The 17,799-nt window shown below is 65.4% G+C and carries 14 protein-coding genes; 10 read left to right on the top strand and 4 right to left on the bottom strand.

What is annotated here, in order from left to right; translation table 11 throughout:
- Positions 1 to 14: 14 nt before the first annotated feature.
- A complete protein-coding gene (locus ACFMPD_RS06055; protein ID WP_380992858.1) occupies positions 15 to 863 on the bottom strand; it encodes a fumarylacetoacetate hydrolase family protein in 849 nt (282 codons plus the stop codon).
- Positions 864 to 1,270: 407 nt separating this feature from the next.
- On the opposite strand from ACFMPD_RS06055, the gene aceE reads away from it, so the two are divergent.
- The 3 genes from aceE to lpdA all read left to right on the top strand — a co-directional run bounded on the left by aceE (position 1,271) and on the right by lpdA (position 7,026).
- A complete protein-coding gene (gene aceE, locus ACFMPD_RS06050) occupies positions 1,271 to 3,925 on the top strand; it encodes a pyruvate dehydrogenase (acetyl-transferring), homodimeric type (RefSeq protein ID WP_380992856.1) in 2,655 nt (884 codons plus the stop codon).
- A gap of 76 nt (positions 3,926 to 4,001) precedes the next feature.
- Complete coding sequence (gene aceF / locus ACFMPD_RS06045; RefSeq protein WP_380992854.1) at positions 4,002 to 5,270, top strand: dihydrolipoyllysine-residue acetyltransferase; 1,269 nt, start codon at positions 4,002 to 4,004, stop codon at positions 5,268 to 5,270.
- 13 nt (positions 5,271 to 5,283) lie between these two features.
- A complete protein-coding gene (gene lpdA / locus ACFMPD_RS06040; RefSeq protein ID WP_380992852.1) occupies positions 5,284 to 7,026 on the top strand; it encodes a dihydrolipoyl dehydrogenase in 1,743 nt (580 codons plus the stop codon).
- 64 nt (positions 7,027 to 7,090) lie between these two features.
- On the opposite strand, the gene ACFMPD_RS06035 is transcribed toward lpdA, so the two are convergent.
- Complete coding sequence (locus ACFMPD_RS06035) at positions 7,091 to 7,261, bottom strand: hypothetical protein (RefSeq protein ID WP_380992851.1); 171 nt, start codon at positions 7,259 to 7,261, stop codon at positions 7,091 to 7,093.
- A 301-nt stretch (positions 7,262 to 7,562) separates the two neighbouring features.
- Here ACFMPD_RS06035 and ACFMPD_RS06030 point away from each other — a divergent pair, with 301 nt between their 5' ends.
- From ACFMPD_RS06030 to ACFMPD_RS06005, 6 genes are all read left to right on the top strand, one after another.
- Positions 7,563 to 7,973, top strand: a complete 411-nt coding sequence (locus tag ACFMPD_RS06030) for a DUF1801 domain-containing protein (RefSeq protein WP_380992849.1) — start codon at positions 7,563 to 7,565, stop codon at positions 7,971 to 7,973.
- A 441-nt stretch (positions 7,974 to 8,414) separates the two neighbouring features.
- Positions 8,415 to 9,164 (top strand): sugar transferase, encoded by a 750-nt coding sequence (locus tag ACFMPD_RS06025; protein WP_380992847.1) that lies wholly within the window; start codon positions 8,415 to 8,417, stop codon positions 9,162 to 9,164.
- A 309-nt stretch (positions 9,165 to 9,473) separates the two neighbouring features.
- The gene (locus tag ACFMPD_RS06020) at positions 9,474 to 9,614 is read left to right on the top strand and encodes a hypothetical protein (RefSeq protein WP_380992845.1); all 141 of its coding nucleotides are present in this window, start codon (positions 9,474 to 9,476) and stop codon (positions 9,612 to 9,614) included.
- Positions 9,615 to 9,705: 91 nt separating this feature from the next.
- Positions 9,706 to 11,157 carry a xylulokinase gene (gene xylB, locus ACFMPD_RS06015; protein WP_380992843.1) on the top strand — a complete coding sequence of 484 codons (1,452 nt, stop codon included), beginning with the start codon at positions 9,706 to 9,708 and terminating at the stop codon, positions 11,155 to 11,157.
- A complete protein-coding gene (gene xylA / locus ACFMPD_RS06010; protein ID WP_380992841.1) occupies positions 11,154 to 12,458 on the top strand; it encodes a xylose isomerase in 1,305 nt (434 codons plus the stop codon). The genes xylB and xylA overlap by 4 nt, the downstream gene beginning before the upstream one ends.
- A 33-nt stretch (positions 12,459 to 12,491) precedes the next feature.
- On the top strand, positions 12,492 to 13,817 hold the full coding sequence (locus ACFMPD_RS06005; protein WP_380992839.1) for a cytochrome-c peroxidase: 1,326 nt from the start codon (positions 12,492 to 12,494) through the stop codon (positions 13,815 to 13,817).
- Here the strand turns inward: ACFMPD_RS06005 and ACFMPD_RS06000 are convergent.
- Both ACFMPD_RS06000 and ACFMPD_RS05995 read right to left on the bottom strand, forming a co-directional pair.
- Entirely contained in the window at positions 13,811 to 15,355 is a 1,545-nt protein-coding gene (locus ACFMPD_RS06000) for a CRTAC1 family protein (protein WP_380992837.1), read from the bottom strand. The two genes, ACFMPD_RS06005 and ACFMPD_RS06000, sit on opposite strands and share 7 nt — an antisense overlap.
- Entirely contained in the window at positions 15,345 to 16,511 is a 1,167-nt protein-coding gene (locus ACFMPD_RS05995) for an ROK family protein (RefSeq protein WP_380992836.1), read from the bottom strand. The genes ACFMPD_RS06000 and ACFMPD_RS05995 overlap by 11 nt, the downstream gene beginning before the upstream one ends.
- A gap of 259 nt (positions 16,512 to 16,770) precedes the next feature.
- On the opposite strand from ACFMPD_RS05995, the gene xylF reads away from it, so the two are divergent.
- Entirely contained in the window at positions 16,771 to 17,799 is a 1,029-nt protein-coding gene (xylF, locus tag ACFMPD_RS05990; RefSeq protein ID WP_380992834.1) for a D-xylose ABC transporter substrate-binding protein, read from the top strand.

The following is a 17,799-nucleotide window of genomic DNA, read 5'->3' as shown; positions in this document are numbered from 1 at the left end:
AAGCGGTTTGCCGGTCAACTGTCCTGGGTCACGGCCTGGGACTGCCGGCCCAGCCCGTCAATTCCGGCATCGACCCGGTCGCCGGGGCGCAGATAAACCGGTTCCGGTTTCATGCCCATGCCGACCCCCGGCGGGGTGCCGGTCGAGATCACGTCGCCCGGATGCAGGCTCATCATCGCCGACAGGTGTTCGATGATCCGGGCGATGGAAAAGATCATGGTCCGTGTGTTGCCGGTCTGGCGGCGCTGGCCGTTGACATCCAGCCACATGTCCAGATCCTGCGGGTTGGGCACTTCGTCGCGGGTGACCAGCCAGGGGCCGATCGGGCCGAACGTGTCACAGGATTTGCCCTTGGTCCATTGCCCGGTCAGTTGGGTCTGGAAATGCCTCTCGGATACATCGTTGACGATGCAATAGCCGGCGACATGGTCCAGCGCATCGGCGGCGCTGACATATTTCGCCGTCGTCCCGATCACCACGCCCAGTTCCACCTCCCAGTCGGTGTGGGTCGATCCGCGCGGCAGGCAGATCGCGTCGTTCGGGCCGCAGATCGCGGAATTGGCTTTCAGAAACAGAATCGGATGCTCGGGGATCGACATGCCGGCCTCTTCGGCGTGATCGGAATAGTTCAGACCGATGCACAGAAACTTGCCGACATCGCCGACACAGGGACCCACCCGCGGCAGGCCCGGCACCAGCGGCAGGTCGGTCGCTTCCAGGGACCGCAGCCGGTCCAGATCGGCGGCGCCGAGCATCGCGCCGGTGATATCGCCGACATGGGCCGAGAGGTCCCGGATAGTGCCGTCAGCATCCATCAGGCCGGGCTTTTCCGATCCGGCGGGGCCATAGCGCAGCAGTTTCATGCTCGATCCTTCGGGGTTGCTCGGGGTTGTAATACCGGCGCACCGGGGCGGCGCGGTCCGCAACAACGATAGCTTTGCTTTGGTGCAGACGTCCAGCGCCGCACGTCGCGACAAGATGCGCCATCCGGAAGGAATGATAGTTTAAGGCTAAACTATCAGCTATGCGCTGGGTGCATCAACGCTATGCGCTGTCGGGGCTACGTGGCGTCACTTTGCTGTGATAGGCAGCGCACAGGCTGGCGGGACGATCTTTCAGGCTGCGATGTAAGGGCGATCGCCCTTGTAGTTTAAATTTAAACCAAAAGGCCGGCGCCATGCCGGCGTCGGGGAAGAGGACCATATGACAGAGCGAATTCAGNAACGGCGCGCAGTTCTTTGGCTGATCGCAGAAAAACCGGAGAATGACCATGAACAAGCCGCTGGAAGACATTGACCCTGTAGAGTCTCAGGAATGGCAGGAGGCGATAGAGGATGTGATTGAGCGCGACGGTGCGAACCGGGCGCATTTTCTGCTGGACAAGGCGGTTGCGCAGGCGCGGGCGGCTGGGGCGACGCTGCCGTTTTCGGCGACGACGCCGTATCAGAACACCATCCCCGCGGATGACCAGGCGGCGTTTCCGGGCGATCTGGAGATGGAGTGGCGGATCCGCACGATCAACCGCTGGAACGCGATGGCGACGGTTGTGCGGCGCAACAAGGTGAGCAGCGAATATGGCGGTCACATCGCCAGTTTTGCCTCTTCGGCGGTGATGTATGACATCGGGCTGAACCATTTCTGGCGGTCCAAGTCGGCGATTCACGGCGGCGACCTGGTGTTTTTCCAGGGCCACGTGATCCCGGGCATCTATGCGCGCAGCTTCATGGAGGGGCGGATCAGCGAGGCCGAGCTGGAGAATTTCCGCAGCGAGGTCGGCGGCAACGGGCTGTCCAGCTATCCGCATCCCTGGCTGATGCCGGATTACTGGCAGTTCCCGACGGTCAGCATGGGCCTGGGGCCGCTGATGGCGATCTATCAGGCGCGGTTCATGAAATACATGCACAACCGCGGTCATATCGACATGGCCGACCGCAAGGTGTGGTGTTTCCTGGGCGATGGCGAGATGGACGAGCCGGAAAGCCGCGGCGCCATCGATCTGGCGGCGCGCGAGGGTCTGGACAACCTGATCTTTGTCATCAACTGCAACCTGCAGCGGCTGGACGGGCCGGTGCGCGGCAATTCCAAGGTGGTGCAGGAGCTGGAGGGCAACTTCCGCGGCGCCGGCTGGAACGTGATCAAGCTGTTGTGGGGCAAGGGCTGGGACCAGCTGCTGGAAAAGGACACGACGGGCCGGCTGCGGCAGTTGATGGACGAGACGGTGGATGGCGACTACCAGACCTTCAAATCCAAGGACGGCGCCTATATCCGCAAGCATTTCTTTGGAAAATATCCCGAGACCGCGGCCCTGGTCGAGGACTGGAGCGACGATCAGATCTGGTCGCTCAGCCGCGGCGGGCACGACCCGGAAAAGGTCTATACCGTGTTCAAGCGCGCCAGCGAGACCGAGGGGCAGCCCAGCTGTCTGCTGGTCAAGACGGTCAAGGGCTATGGCATGGGCAGCGCCGGCGAGGGCCAGAACACCACGCACCAGCAGAAGAAGCTGGCCGAGGATCAGCTGCGCGCCTTCCGCGACCGGTTCAAGATCCCGGTCAGCGACGAGGATCTGCCCAAGGCGCCCTTTGTGGCGCTGAACAATGCGCAGAAATCCTATCTGGCGGACCGGCGCAAGGCGTTGGGCGGGGCGTTCCCGCAACGCCAGTCCGAATGCGAGCGGCTGGAGATTCCGCCGCTGTCCAAGTTCGAGGCACAGCTCAAGAGCACCGGCGATCGCGAGATCTCGACCACCATGGCCTTTGTGCGCATCCTGACGACGCTGCTCAGGGACAAGAAGATCGGCAAGAACGTGGTGCCGATCGTGCCGGATGAAAGCCGCACCTTCGGCATGGAGGGGCTGTTCCGCTCGGTGGGCATCTACAACCCGCTGGGGCAGAACTATACGCCCGAGGACCGCGATCAGATGTCCTATTACAAGGAATCCAAGGACGGTCAGGTGCTGCAGGAGGGCATCAACGAGGCCGGCGCCATGGCCGACTGGATCGCCGCGGCGACCTCCTATTCCAACCATGGCGTGCCGATGATCCCGTTCTTCATCTATTATTCGATGTTCGGGTTCCAGCGCATCGGCGACCTGGCCTGGGCGGCGGGCGACAGCCGGGCGCGCGGCTTCATGCTGGGCGGCACCGCCGGGCGCACGACGCTGAACGGCGAGGGTCTGCAGCACGAGGACGGGCACAGCCATATCCTGGCCGGCACCATCCCGAACTGCGTCAGCTATGATCCGACCTTTCAGCACGAGGTGGCGGTGATCGTGCATCACGGGCTGACGCGGATGTATCAGGACCAGGAGGATGTCTATTTCTACCTGACCCTGATGAACGAGAATTACAGCCATCCGGACATGCCGATGGGGGTCGAGGAGGACATCATCAAGGGGCTGTACCGGTTCCGCGAGACTCCGAAACCGGGCGAGCGGCACGTCAACCTGATGGGGTCGGGCACGATCCTGGTGCAGGCGCTGAAGGCGGCCGAGATGCTGGAGGCGGATTTCGGCGTGACCAGCGACATCTGGTCGGCGACCAGCTTTAACGAGCTGGCGCGCGAGGGCCAGGATTGTCTGCGCCACAACCGGCTGAACCCGCTGGAAGAGGCGCGGGTGCCGTTTGTGACGCGGCAGCTGGCGGCGGCCACGGGCCCGGTGATCGCGGCGACGGATTACATGAAATCCTATGCCGATCAGATCCGCGGGATGGTGCCGGGTGATTACACGGTTCTGGGCACCGACGGGTTCGGGCGCTCGGACAGCCGGGTGAATCTGCGGCGCTTCTTCGAGGTGGATGCGAACCATATCGCCGCGGCGGCGATGGAACGGCTGTACCGGGCCGGCACCATCGACCGCGACGAGATGCAGGCGGCGCTGAACAAGTATGACATCGACGGCGGCAAGCCGAACCCCCGGACCGCCTGAGCCGGGCACCGTGCCGCCTGCCAGCGCCGAGCCCGGCCTGGCAGGGGGCGCGCAGGAAAGAATTGGAGACAGAACCATGGCAATTGAAGTGACGGTGCCGGATATCGGCGATTTTTCCGATGTGCCGGTGATCAGCATCCTGGTCTCGGTGGGCGATACGATCGCCGAAGAAGACCCGCTGATCGAGCTGGAAAGCGACAAGGCGACGATGGAAGTGCCCAGCCCGGCGGCGGGCAAGGTGACCGAGATCAAGGTCGCCGAGGGCGATACGGTGTCGATGGGCAGCCTGATCCTGCTGGTCGAGGCGGAAGCCGGGGCCGAGGCCCCCGCGGCCGCGCCTGCCGCTGCCCCTGCCGCCCCTGCGGCAGCGCCGGCGGCGGCCCCCGCAGCGGCCCCTGCGGCCCCCGCAGCAGCAGTGACCGATGCCGGCTTTGGCAAGGTGCATGCCAGCCCTTCGGTGCGGGCCTTTGCGCGCCAGCTCGAGATCGATCTGGGCAAGGTCAACGGCTCGGGCCGCAAGGGGCGCATCCTGCGCGAGGATGTGGCGAAATACCTGAAATCCACCACCGCTCCGGCGGCCGCGGCCGGGGGCGCTGCCGCCGGCGGCATGGGCATTCCGCCGATCCCGGCGGTGGACTTCTCCAAGTTCGGCCCCATCGAAGATGTCGAGATGCCGCGGATCAAGAAACTGTCCGGCCCGGCGCTGCATCGCAGCTGGCTGAACATCCCGCATGTCACCCATAATGACGAGGCCGACATCACCGGTCTGGACGCCTATCGCAAGGAGCTGGACACCCAGGCCAAGACCGAGGGCTATCGGGTGACGCTGCTGAGCTTTGTGATCAAGGCCAGCGTCTCGGCGCTGAAGACCCACTGGGAGGTGAATTCCTCGATCCACCCGGATGGCGACAAGCTGATCCGCAAGGATTACTATCACATCGGCTTTGCCGCGGACACGCCCAACGGGCTGGTGGTGCCGGTGATCCGGGATGCCGACCGCAAGGGCATCATCGAGATCAGCAAGGAGCTGGGCGACTTGTCCGCCAAGGCGCGCGAGGGCAAGCTGAAGGGCGACGACATGTCGGGCGCCAGCTTTACCATCAGCTCGCTGGGCGGCATCGGCGGCACCAGCTTTACGCCGATCGTCAATGCGCCCGAGGTGGCGATCCTGGGGCTGACCCGGTCCAAGATGGCGCCGGTCTGGGATGGCGAGGCGTTCCAGCCGTGCAACATGCAGCCGCTGAGCCTGTCCTATGACCACCGCGCCATCGACGGCGCGCTGGCGGCGCGGTTCTGCGCCACCCTGAAACACCTGCTCGGCGACGTGCGCCGGCTGATGCTGTAAGGAGGGCGTGGACATGGACGTCACAGTTCCCGATATCGGCGATTTTTCCGATGTGCCGGTGATCAGCATCCTGGTCTCGGTGGGCGACACGGTTGCCGAGGAAGACCCGCTGATCGAGCTGGAAAGCGACAAGGCGACGATGGAGGTGCCCAGCCCGGCGGCGGGCACGGTCAAGGAGATCAAGGTCGCCGAGGGCGATACGGTGTCGATGGGCAGCCTGATCCTGGTGCTGGAAGGGGGGGCGGCGTCCGAAGAGGCCGTCGAGGCCTCTGCGGACGCGGCTGCGCCGGCAGCGCCGGCTGCCGTCGCCGCGAGCGGCACCGCCACGGGCGCCGGCGAACACCATGCCGAGGTGGTGGTTCTGGGCTCGGGCCCGGGCGGCTATACGGCGGCCTTTCGGGCCGCGGATCTGGGCAAGTCGGTCATCCTGATCGAGCGCAACCCGACCCTGGGCGGGGTCTGCCTGAATGTCGGCTGCATCCCGTCCAAGGCGCTGCTGCACGCCGCCAAGGTGATCACCGAGACCGAAGAGATGGGGGCCCATGGCGTCAGCTTTGCCAAGCCCAAGATCGATCTGGACGCGCTGCGCGGCTGGAAGGACGGCGTGGTCAGCCAGCTGACCGGCGGTCTGGACGGGCTGGCCCGGGCCCGCAAGGTCAAGACCGTGCGCGGCACCGGCAAGTTCACCGGTCCCAACATGATCGCGGTCAGCGGCGCCGATGGCGACACCACCGTCAGCTTTGATCAATGCATCATCGCCGCCGGTTCGGAACCGGTCGAGCTGCCCTTTATCCCGCATGACGATCCCCGGGTGATGGACAGCACCGGCGCCCTGGAACTGGCGGATGTGCCCAAGCGCCTGCTGGTGCTGGGCGGCGGCATCATCGGGCTGGAAATGGCCTGCGTCTATGACGCGCTGGGGTCAAAGATCACCGTGGTCGAGTTCATGGACCAGCTGATGCCGGGGGCCGACAAGGACATGGTGCGGCCGCTGCAGAAACGCATCGAAGGGCGGTACGAGAACATCCTGCTGAAGACCAAGGTCGTGGCGATGGAGGCCCTGAAAAAGGGGCTCAAGGTCACGTTCGAGGACGCCAAGGGCGAGACCAGCACCGACACGTTCGACCGGGTCCTGGTCTCGGTCGGGCGCCGGCCCAACGGCCACCTGATCGATGCCGGCGCCGCCGGCGTGGCGGTGGACGAGCGCGGCTTTATCGCGGTCGACAACCAGCAGCGCACCGGGGTGCCGCATATCTTTGCCATCGGCGACGTGGTGGGCCAGCCGATGCTGGCGCATAAGGCGGTGCACGAGGGCAAGGTCGCCGCCGAGGTCGCCGCCGGCCACAAGCGGTTCTTTGACGCGCGGGTGATCCCCTCGGTGGCCTATACCGACCCCGAGATCGCCTGGGCCGGGCTGACCGAAACCGAGGCCAAGGCCAAGGGCATCAAGGTCGAAAAGGGCGTGTTCCCCTGGGTCGCCTCGGGCCGCTCGCTGTCCAACGGCCGCAGCGAAGGCGTGACCAAGCTGCTGTTTGACCCCGAAGACGACCGGGTGATCGGCGCCGCCATCGTCGGCACCAATGCCGGCGACCTGATCGCCGAAGCCGCCCTGGCCATCGAAATGGGCGCCGACGCGGTCGATCTGGGGCACACCATCCACCCCCACCCGACCCTCAGCGAAACCATCAACTTCGCCGCCGAAATGTTCGAAGGCACAATCACCGACCTCATGCCGCCGAAAAAGAAAAAGAAATGATCAATCCCGCGGCGCGCCCGTTCCCAAAACGCGCCGCGGGCGATTTTCCTGTCTTACCCTGCCGTCAGGCGACGATTTCGCCCGGCGGCATCTGCGGCTTGGTATCGGTGAAATACGGGATATCCGCCAGGCCCGGGCCTGCGCCGCCCAGGGCCGTGTCCATCGCACTCTGGTCGGCAAAGATCATGGTGGCAATGGCACAGATCGAAGGCGGCTGATCCGGGCCGCCCGCCACGCCCCGGGTTATCGGTGTGTCCTGCGGATGTGGCGCATGCGTTCGGCAATCAGGCCATATGGGTCTGCAGGCAATAGTCCTAACCAAAAGCGGTGTTTTCCTTGAACGGGTAGAGCCCTTGCAGGGTGACGGGCTTCGGGTGTCCTCTCCGGCGTGGTTTGGCCATTGGTTCCGCCGTTAACCGGTTGTCCTGGCGGGCCGTCAAAATCCGATTCCGATCCCGTGGTCCGCAAGGATGGCTTGACCTGTGTCCACAAGGTCGTTTCTCTTGGCCATCTGTGCAACGGTGTGGGTAATCCGCATGACAATACCCCCGATCCCTGCGGACATTCAGGCGGTGTTCGACCGCTGGCCGGCGGCTGGGAGAACCGTTGGCTATTGCCTGCGGGACCTGATCTATCGAGTTTCGCAAGAGACACAGACCGGTCCCTTGCAGGAAACCTTGAAATGCGGCCAGCCGGCCTATCTGACCGCGGCAACCGGAGCCGGGACAACGGTGCGGATCGGTTATGTTGCAGATGAACCGCTGGCCTGCCGCATCTACGTGCATTGCGCCACCACGCTGGTCGACGGCTATCGCATCCTGTTCCCTGACGCGCTGAACTATGCCGGAAACCGGGCAATCTGTCTGTCCGAGACCGCGTCATTGCCCCGGGAGGCGCTGCGCCGATGCATCGCCATGGCCCTGACCGATCACCGCGACAAGGGTTGAAACGCCCGGATTCGCGGCGATGACCCGACATTTGCCGCCAGCCGCCCGCCAGCCACCCGCCGCGCCGGCGCCCGTCGCCGGCAAATTGTTTCCGTTTCGGCACCGATGTGACCGGTTCGTCCGGCACTGTTGCGCTGAAGCCGGGAAAGATCGCCTTTGATCGTCATTTGAGTCAGAAACAATCTGTTTTTAATGAAAATTCACACTTTCCCGAAAAGCGGTGTTACAAGGGGACAAGACCAGGTTGGGGGCAACAAGTTGGTTGGTTCACTTTAGAGTTCGGCCAGATGCGGGGGGATCAGAAGGATCCCTTGGGCATCGACCGCACGCCGGCAGGCGGCGGTCCCCGGACCCGGCGGATGTCTGTGACAGAGTCGGTGTGATTTCAGCCATGTGTTCAATGGTTCCGGCCCGTGTTTGCGCCGGTGGTTTGGAGTTCACATGAAAGACTTTCGGGACGCCGACACGGAAATGCTCGCTCCGGTCCGGATCAATGTTGCAAGCGCGGCGGTGACCGCGCAGGTCTGGGGCGATACCGCGGCCCGGCCGGCCCCGCACCGTCATCAGGCGGGTCGAACGGCGGGCGTTTATGAAATGTTTGGCAAGCGGTTGCTCGACACGGCACTGGTTCTGGCCGCAGTTCCGATTGCCCTGCCGCTGGTTCTGATCTGTGCCCTGGTGCTGTGGTGTGAAGGCGGAAAACCCTTCTATCGGCAGGCCCGGGTGGGGCGCGGCGGGCGGATCTTCTACATGATCAAGCTGCGCAGCATGGTGCAGGACGCCGAAACCCGTCTGGCCCAGGTGCTGAGCAGCGATCCCGAGTTGCGTGCCGAATGGGAACACAGCCAGAAACTGCGCAACGATCCCCGGATCACCCGGGTCGGGGCGCTGTTGCGGGCGACGTCCCTGGACGAACTGCCGCAGCTGTGGAACGTTCTGATCGGCGAGATGAGCCTGGTGGGGCCGCGTCCGATGATGCCCGAACAGCTGGGGCTGTATGGCGACCCCGTCGACTATTTCGCGCTGACGCCGGGCCTGACCGGGGTGTGGCAGGTGTCGACGCGCAACGACTCGAGCTTTGCCCACCGGGCGACAATTGACGCCGCCTATCGCCGCTCGCTGTCGCTGGGTCAGGATCTGGGTCTGCTGGCCCGCACGGTCGGGGTGGTGATGCGCCGCACGGGCTGCTGATCTCGGATTTCGAAAAACAGGATTTGCAAACACGGATTGGGGGCGGACGCGCGGTTCGCGATGGTCAGGATTTCGGTCATCGCGAACCGCAGGATCGGGGGGCGCTGCTGGCGGATGTTTTCCGAACTATTGGTGTGCAGCGCATCGGCCACTGGTTTCCGGTTTTGTCGCGCTGGGTTTGCCGCATGAGCGATTTTTCAGATAATTTTTCCCCGGGCGGGTACCGCGATTCTTGCCGGTGTTCTTGCCCGGATTCTGACGCCCTGCAGCCCCGTAACACGGCCGCAGGGCGACGGTGCCGGCGCGGCTTTGGATGGCCCGTCGGTCCAGGCCGCCTGTTCCGAACTGGGTCTGGTGCCCGACACGCCGGCCTCTGCGCGCTGTCTGGCAGCGGACTCGCGTACCCCGCGGCTGGCGGCGGCGGATCAGGCCACTTATGGCACGTTCTGACGGGTCAGCCGGAGGGGGACGCCATCGGCATTTTAGTTTGACGTTGGAATTTAATCGGTGAAAGCTGCTCGCGAAACGGGAGAGCGCGGCAATGTTCATCGGTCTTGATCTGGGCACGACGGGTCTGCGTGCGCTGTTGGTGGATTCAGCCGGTCGCCCGATCGCGAGTGCCGAGGCGGCCTTGCCGGTGGCGCATCCGCAGCCTGGCTGGAGCGAACAGGACCCGGCTGATTGGATCGGCGCGGCGCGGCAGGTGCTGACCCGATTGCGCACCGAACGGCCCGAGGCGATGGCCTGGCTGCGTGGAATTGGGTTGGCGGGTCAGATGCATGGCGCGACACTGCTGGACGGGGCAGGTCGGGTTCTGCGGCCGTGCATCCTGTGGAATGATGGGCGCAGCGGCGATCAGGCGGCGCATTTGGATCGCGACCCCGACACGCGCGAGATCTCGGGCAACATCATGTTCGCGGGCTCTACAGCGCCCAAGCTGCTCTGGCTGCGCGAGAACGACCCCAACCTGTTCGACCGCGTGGCCACCGTCTTGTTGCCCAAGGACTATCTGTCCTTCTGGCTGACCGGGCAGTGTGTTTCGGACATGTCGGACGGTGCCGGCACCGGCTGGATGGATGTGGGCGCACGGGCCTGGTCGCCGGTGCTGCTGGAGCGGGGCGGTATGCGCGGCGACCAGATGCCGCGACTGGTCGAGGGGTGTGACGTGATCGGCCGGGTCCGTGGCGATCTGGCCGATGAGCTGGGCCTGCCGCACGGTATTTCGGTGGTGGCCGGCGCCGCGGACAATGCCGCGGCGGCTTGCGGTGTCGGAGCGCTGCAGCAGGGCGACGGATTTGTCTCTCTGGGCACCTCGGGCGTGCTGCTGGCGGCCCGCGACGGGTTTCAGCCTTGTCCCCGGCGCGCGGTGCACAGCTTTTGCCATGCGGTGCCGGGAAGCTGGTACCAGATGGGGGTGACCCTGGCGGCGACCGACAGTCTGAACTGGCTGGCGCGTATCACCGGCGCGGCGCCGGAGACGCTGACCGGGGCGTTGGGGCCAGGGATCGATGCGCCCGGGCCGCTGCGGTTCCTGCCGTATCTGTCCGGCGAGCGAACCCCGCATAATGACAGCGCGGTGCGGGGTGCCTTTGTCGGGCTGGATATCGGCATGGGACGCGACGAGTTGACCCGCGCGGTGCTCGAAGGTGTGTGTTTTGCCCTCTGCGACAGCTGGCAGGCCCTGCGCGCCGCCGGGGCACAATTGTCGCGCCTGGTGGCGATCGGCGGCGGCACCCGATCGCGGTACTGGTGCGAGCTGTTGGCCACGGTGCTGAACCTGCCCGTGGATCTGCCCGAGCAGGGCGAATTCGGGGCCGCGATGGGGGCGGCGCGGCTGGCGATCTGCGGCGTGACCGGCGCCGAACCTGCCGCGGTGATGACGCGGCCACCGGTCGCTGAAACCATCGTCCCCCGCAGTGATCTGCGGGGAGCCTGCGATGATGCCTATGGCGCCTATGCAGACTCGTATTCTATTCTGAAAGCCATGCCATGAGCCGCTTTTTCGACGCCATCGCCCCGGTCCGTTATGAAGGACCCGACAGCAGCAACCCGCTGGCCTTTCGCCATTACGACCCGGACGAGATCGTGCTGGGCAAGCGTATGGCCGATCATCTGCGCTTTGCCGTGGCCTATTGGCACGCCTTTGCCTATGAGGGCGGCGATCCCTTTGGCGGGCCGACCTTTCAGCGCCCCTGGTATCCGCAGGACGATATGGCGCGGGCCCGGCTCAAGGCCGATGTGGCGTTTCAGATGTTCGATATTCTCGGCGTGCCGTATTTCTGCTGGCACGATGCCGATATCCGGCCCGAAGGGGCGACATTTGCAGAGAGCCTGCGCAATTTCGAGGCAATCATCGACTATTTCGGCGACAAGATGGCCGGGCGCGATATCGGGCTGTTATGGGGCACCGCCAACATGTTCAGCCACCGGCGCTGGATGGCCGGGGCCAGCACCAACCCGGACCCGGACGTATTCGCGTGGGCGGCGGCGACGGTCAAGACCTGCATGGATGCGACGCACCGGCTGGGCGGGCAGAACTATGTGCTGTGGGGCGGGCGCGAAGGCTATGAGACGCTGCTGAACACCGATATGGCACGCGAACTGGACCATATGGGCCGCTTCCTGAACATGGTGGTCGAATACAAGCACAAGATCGGATTTGCGGGCACCATCCTGGTCGAACCCAAGCCGCAGGAACCCAGCAAGCATCAATATGACTATGATGCCGCGACCTGCATCGGATTTCTGCGCAAATACGGGCTGGAGGGCGAGGTCAAGCTGAACCTGGAACAGGGGCATGCCATCCTGGCGGGGCACAGTTTCGAACACGAGATCGCGGTGGCCGCCGCCGAGGGGATGCTGGGCTCGATCGACATGAACCGCAACGATTATCAGTCGGGCTGGGACACGGACCAGTTTCCCAGCAATGTGCCCGAGGTGGCGCTGACCTACTATCATATCCTCAGGGCCGGGGGGCTGGGCACCGGGGGCACCAATTTCGATGCCCGGCTGCGCCGTCAGTCGCTGGATGCCGAGGATCTGATCGCCGCCCATGCCGGCGCCATGGATGTCTGCGCGCGCGGTCTCAAGGCAGCTGCGGCAATGCTGGCGGATGGCGGGCTGGAGACGGCGCTGCGCGACCGGTATGCCGGCTGGGACACGCCGCGGGCGCAGAGGATGCTAAACAGCGATCTGGATGCGCTGTTTCAGCAGGTTCTGGCGGGCGAGATCGACCCGCAACCGCGCTCGGGCCGCCAGGAGTGGCTGGAAAACCATGTCAATCGCTTTGTCTGAGGGCGGCAACAGGAGCCGGCCGGCGGCGGGGCGATGCAGCGCTTTGCCCGCATGTTGCTGTGCCTGCTGGCCAGCATTTGGGTCTGGGTTTCGGGCGGGGCGGCGCGGGCCGGCGATCCGCCCGCTGCCGATGCGGTCTTTGCCGCGCACAGTCTCGAAGAGATCACCCTGGGGCGGCTGCTGTTCTATGATCCGGTGCTCAGCGGCAACCGGACCGTGTCCTGCGCCACCTGTCACCATCCCCGTTTTGGCACCGGCGACGGGGTGTCGCTGGGCATTGGCGATGGCGGTATCGGGCTGGGACCAGCGCGGCGGGCCGATCCGGACAACCCGCCCGAACAGCGCATAGCGCGCAACGCGCCGCCTCTGTTCAACCTTGGCGCCGCGGAGTTCACCGTGTTTTTTCACGACGGCCGCCTGCAGGCCGATCCCGCACGCCCGTCGGGTATCCGGACGCCCCTGGGTGCGGATATGGAAGCGGGGTTCGCCTCGGCCCTGGCGGCGCAGGCGATGTTCCCGGTGCTGTCGGGCGACGAGATGGCCGGGCATTACTCGGAAAACGGGGTGGCGCAGGCCGTGCGGCAGGGGCTGTTGACCGCAAACGGGGGCGCCTGGGCCCTCCTGTCCGGGCGGGTCGCTGGAATTGCCGAATATCGGGCAATGTTCGACGAGGTGATCGGCGACCGGCCCATCGTTTTCGCAGATATTGCCAACGTGATCGCCGCCTTCGTGGCCTTTGAATGGCGCGCCGATGACAGTCCGTTTGACCGCTTTCTGCGCGATGGCACACCCTTGCCGCCAGCGGCGGCACGCGGCATGCGGCTGTTTTATGGCCGTGCCGGTTGCGATGCCTGCCATGCCGGGCAGTTCCAGACCGATCACGGGTTTCACGCCATCGCCATGCCGCAGATCGGCCCCGGTAAGGCGGCCCGGTTCGAAAATCACCACCGCGATGTCGGGCGCATGCGGGTGACCGGCGATCCGGCTGATGCCTATCGTTTTCGCACGCCATCGCTGCGCAATCTGCGTTGGACCGCGCCCTATGGTCATGCCGGGGCATACAGGACGCTGGAGTCGGTGCTGCGCCACCATATGGATCCGGTCGCCGGGCTGCGCGGCTATGACCCGGGTCAGGCCCTGATGCCCGGCGCGCCGATGCCGGGCGATCTGGCGGTGCTGCGCGACCCGGCCGAACTGGCCCGGATCATCGCGGCGAACGACCTGGCCCCACAGGCGCTGAGTGCGACCGACATCGCCGATCTGCTGGCCTTTCTCGCGGCGCTTGAGGATTCGCGGGGGCAGGGCGGGCGGCTGGGCGTGCCGGAAACGGTGCCCAGCGGGCTGCCGGTTGCTCAATAGGGCGCGACGTGCAGGCCGGAACCGTCCCGTTGCAGCCGCAAGCGGCTGTTCGCGGTCAGCGCGACCCAGTCCGACACCGCCCCGTTTGGCCAGATGATGCGCGCCCGTACGCGCTGCGCATCCCCCAGACCGAAATGCTGCGGCCCCGCACTGCCTCCGGCGTGGCCGCCGCCGACGGTGATTTCGCGTGCGATGATGCGGTCATCTATCTGCAGTTCGATCCGGGCGCCGACGGCATTGACGTTGGGCGCGGGTTGGCCGGGCAGCAGGCTGATCCAGTTGCCCGGGCCGGGCGTCAGGTTGCGCCAGACCTGCAGCGGCGCGCGCCGGTTCACCACCGCCACATCCAGCAGACCGTCGGCGTTCAGATCGGCCAGAACCGCGCCGCGCCCGCGATGCAGGCTGGCCAGCCCCGCCGCGCCGCCCCTTTCGACGAACCGCCCATCCGGTTGTTGGATCAGCAGATTGTTGGGGTCGGCCATGGCGCTGTCGGGCATCTGCTCGACATTGCCCTTGGCGACAAAGATGTCGTCGCGCCCGTCATTCTGCACATCGCCAAAACCCACGTGCCAGCCGGTCGATGGCCGCCCGTCGCCCCCCAGATAGGGACGGTGCGCGGTGGTGCCCATCGCGAAGGGCACATCCCGATAGCGCGGCTGATCGGGTCCGGCCAGAATCTGCAACCGCTGATCCCCCATCGAGGTCAGAAACACGTCGGGCAACCCGTCGCCGGTCAGATCGCGCGAGGCGATGCCCATGCCCCACAGGCTGTGCCGCTGCCAGCCCTCGTGCGCTGTATAAAGCCGGGGCGGGGTCTCCATCGCCCATAACTGTTCCTGGCCGTCATCGACATAATAGTGCCGGTCATTGCTGATCCGCAGATCGGCGCGCCCGTGTCGGCCCCAGTCGCTGAACAGCATCGACAGGGCGCAATAGCCCGGCCACAGCGGCAGCGGCGCGTCATAGCCCCGGTCGGTGGGCCGGTACAGCAGGTTGTGGTCGCAGGCGCGGAACGGACCGGCCGGATCAGAGCGGTCCACATAGTTGCCAAACGCCAGCGTCGGCAGGGTCTGGCCGGCCTCCCAGGTGGCGGAGAACGCCGTGGTCCATTGCGCGCCCGGGTTCGCGCCCAGGATCGGCCAGGGCGTGAAACGGCAATCCGGCCCGCCGCGCAACACGCGGTTTTGCCCGGCGCGCAGCACCACCAGATCCAGATGGCCGTCGCTGTCGATGTCCAGCGGATAGGCCCCGGTCACCGCGGTCAGGCGCAGGCTGTCCGGGGTGGCGTCGCGAAACCGGATGATGTCACCGGGGCGCGACAGGTTCCGCAGCAGCACGGCCGGGGTCTCGCCGCCCGCGGCGTATAGCTCGGGCAGGGCGTCGCCGTTGCAATCGAACGCCGCCAGCCCGCCACCGACGAAATGCTGCCAGCCGCCGGAATAGACATGCTCGGGCACGGATTCGGCGATGAACAGCGGGTCGGCCAGCCCCGGTACGGACCAGAGCGCGGCCAGCAGAGCCAGTGTCTCAGGCCGCATTGTCGCCCAGCGACGACAGGGCCTGTTCCGAGACATTGTCCAGCGCATAGGCCGCCGCGCCGCGGGCCCACATCAGGTTGCCCCATTTGTGGATCACCACATCGGGCGGCGCCTTGTCGATCTGCACGATCGACGCGCTGATCGCCGCGATCACCTCGTCGGCATAAAGATGGTCGAACTGCATTTGCTCGCCGGCCAGGATGATCAGTTCCGGATCAAAGATATTGACCAGATTGGCCAGCCCCAGCGCGAACATCCGTCCGGCGCGGTCGATGATGCTCTTGGCAGTGGCCTCGCCCCGGCGCGCGGCGGCCAGCAGGCTTTCGATCCGCGCAGCCGGGGCGGCGGTGGGATCGTCGCCCGGCACTGTCATCGCTTCGCGCAGCAGGGCATAATCGGCGACATAGGCTTCGAGACAGCCGCGCTGGCCGCAGCGGCACAACGCCCCGTCCAGATGCACCTTGGTATGGCCGAACTCGGCGCCACAGCCACGGGTGCCGCGATAAAGTTCGCCGCCGATCACCAGCCCCATGCCGACACCGCTTTCAAGCGTGACGACGATGAAATCAGAATGCGACTGGCCCAGTCCAAAGCTCTTTTCCGCCAGCGCCACGAGATTGGCGTCATTGTCCAGGAACACCGGTCGCTGCAGGCTGTGCGCCAGTATCCGGCCCAGTTCCACATTGCGCTGCGTCAGCGAGGGCGACCAGTAGACGAACCCCTCTGCCGCCTGCACGATCCCGGCAATGCCGACCCCGATGCCGGATATCCGGGACAGGTCCGTGTCGGCGGATCGGGCCAGGGTCCGGACCGCCGCGGCAATCGTGTCGGCCAGGGCGGCCGGGCTTAGTGCCGGGCTGTCCATCTGGGTTTCCAGCGTCGCCAGTTGCGTGCCCTCGAAATCCAGCAGGACAAGCGACAGCTGCCGATGCGATATCTTGACGCCCGCAACCAGATGGGCGGCACCGCGAATCTTGAGGTCGATGCGCGGCCGTCCGCGGCGGGCGCCGGGATCGGATTCGGGGCGGGCGACCTCTTCGATCAACCCGTTCTGTAACAATTCGGCAGTGATGGTGGTGACCGTGGCTCGGCTGATGCCGGTGCGGTCTGCCAGTTCGATCCGGGGAATCCGGCCTGCGCTGCGGATCTGTTTCATCAAGGTGCGGCGTCCGAATTCACGTTGCATTACAGCCATTTGCGATTTTCTTTCCCGACTTTCTCCAGTACCACCAGCGCCTTTCACCGACTGTCCCAGCGATGCAGTCCCCGGATCGCTCGGCCCCGGATCATCGGCAGGTTTCCGCAGCCTAGCTGTATAAATTTGATTTTCAAATTTATTTGCTCCACCATCATATTGCCGACCCCGCATATCAGACCAAGAACGGCGGCGGCGCAACAGTCTCAAAGGAGGACACATGAAACTCTTTGCAACCGCGACGGCGGTCATTGTCGGTGCCGTTTTGGGCACCGCTGCCCTTGCCGAAGACCTGGTCGTCGGTGTCAGTTGGTCGAATTTTCAGGAAGAGCGCTGGAAGACCGACGAGGCGGCGATCAAGGCCGAACTCGACCGGCAGGGCGCGACCTATATTTCGGCCGATGCGCAAAGTTCATCCGCAAAGCAGCTCTCTGATGTCGAAAGCCTGATCGCCCAAGGGGCCGATGCGCTGATCATTCTGGCCCAGGACGCCCAAGCGATTGGCCCGGCCGTACAGGCGGCCTCGGACGAGGGCATTCCGGTGGTCGGCTATGACCGGCTGATCGAGGACCCGCGCGCCTTTTACCTGACCTTCGACAATGTCGAGGTCGGCCGCATGCAGGCCCGTGCGGTGCTGGCGGCGGCCCCCAAGGGCCGGTACGTGATGATCAAGGGCTCGCCCACCGACCCCAATGCCGATTTTCTGCGCGGCGGACAGCAGGAGGTGCTGCAGGCGGCGATCGATGCCGGCGATATCACCATCGTCGGCGAGGCCTATACCGACGGCTGGTTGCCGGCGAACGCGCAGCGCAACATGGAACAGATCCTGACCGCAAATGACAACGGCGTCGATGCGGTGGTGGCCTCCAATGACGGCACCGCCGGCGGCGCGGTTGCGGCGCTGACCGCGCAGGGCATGGAAGGCATTCCGGTGTCGGGACAGGACGGCGATCATGCGGCGCTGAACCGGGTCGCCAAGGGCACCCAGACCGTCTCGGTCTGGAAGGATGCCCGCGATCTGGGCCGGGCGGCCGCGCGCATCGCGGTCTCGCTGGCCAAAGGGACCCAGATGAACGGTATTCAGGACTCCAAACTGTGGAAATCGCCGGGGGGCACCGAAATGAACGCGGTCTTCCTGGCACCGCAGCCGATCACCCGGGACAACCTGAGTACCGTTGTCGATGCCAACTGGATCACCAAGGACGCTCTGTGCCAGGGCGTGACGGGCGGACCTGCGCCCTGCAACTGA

This window comes from Sedimentitalea sediminis (genome assembly GCF_042687825.1).
Classification (GTDB): Bacteria; Pseudomonadota; Alphaproteobacteria; order Rhodobacterales; family Rhodobacteraceae; genus Sedimentitalea.
The sequence above is the reverse complement of the archived record's forward strand: the minus strand, read 5'-3'. Positions and strand labels throughout refer to the sequence as shown.

Excerpts from the sequence above, each read along its gene's own strand:
- aceF (WP_380992854.1), top strand. The coding sequence starts at position 4,002 with ATGGCAATTGAAGTGACGGTGCCGGATATCGGCGATTTTTCCGATGTG.
- ACFMPD_RS06005 (WP_380992839.1), top strand. The coding sequence starts at position 12,492 with ATGCAGCGCTTTGCCCGCATGTTGCTGTGCCTGCTGGCCAGCATTTGG.
- ACFMPD_RS05995 (WP_380992836.1), bottom strand. The coding sequence starts at position 16,511 with ATGAAACAGATCCGCAGCGCAGGCCGGATTCCCCGGATCGAACTGGCA.
- ACFMPD_RS06025 (WP_380992847.1), top strand. The coding sequence starts at position 8,415 with ATGAAAGACTTTCGGGACGCCGACACGGAAATGCTCGCTCCGGTCCGG.
- ACFMPD_RS06055 (WP_380992858.1), bottom strand. The coding sequence starts at position 863 with ATGAAACTGCTGCGCTATGGCCCCGCCGGATCGGAAAAGCCCGGCCTG.
- ACFMPD_RS06030 (WP_380992849.1), top strand. The coding sequence starts at position 7,563 with ATGACAATACCCCCGATCCCTGCGGACATTCAGGCGGTGTTCGACCGC.
- aceE (WP_380992856.1), top strand. The coding sequence starts at position 1,271 with ATGAACAAGCCGCTGGAAGACATTGACCCTGTAGAGTCTCAGGAATGG.
- xylF (WP_380992834.1), top strand. The coding sequence starts at position 16,771 with ATGAAACTCTTTGCAACCGCGACGGCGGTCATTGTCGGTGCCGTTTTG.
- ACFMPD_RS06000 (WP_380992837.1), bottom strand. The coding sequence starts at position 15,355 with ATGCGGCCTGAGACACTGGCTCTGCTGGCCGCGCTCTGGTCCGTACCG.
- xylA (WP_380992841.1), top strand. The coding sequence starts at position 11,154 with ATGAGCCGCTTTTTCGACGCCATCGCCCCGGTCCGTTATGAAGGACCC.
- xylB (WP_380992843.1), top strand. The coding sequence starts at position 9,706 with ATGTTCATCGGTCTTGATCTGGGCACGACGGGTCTGCGTGCGCTGTTG.
- lpdA (WP_380992852.1), top strand. The coding sequence starts at position 5,284 with ATGGACGTCACAGTTCCCGATATCGGCGATTTTTCCGATGTGCCGGTG.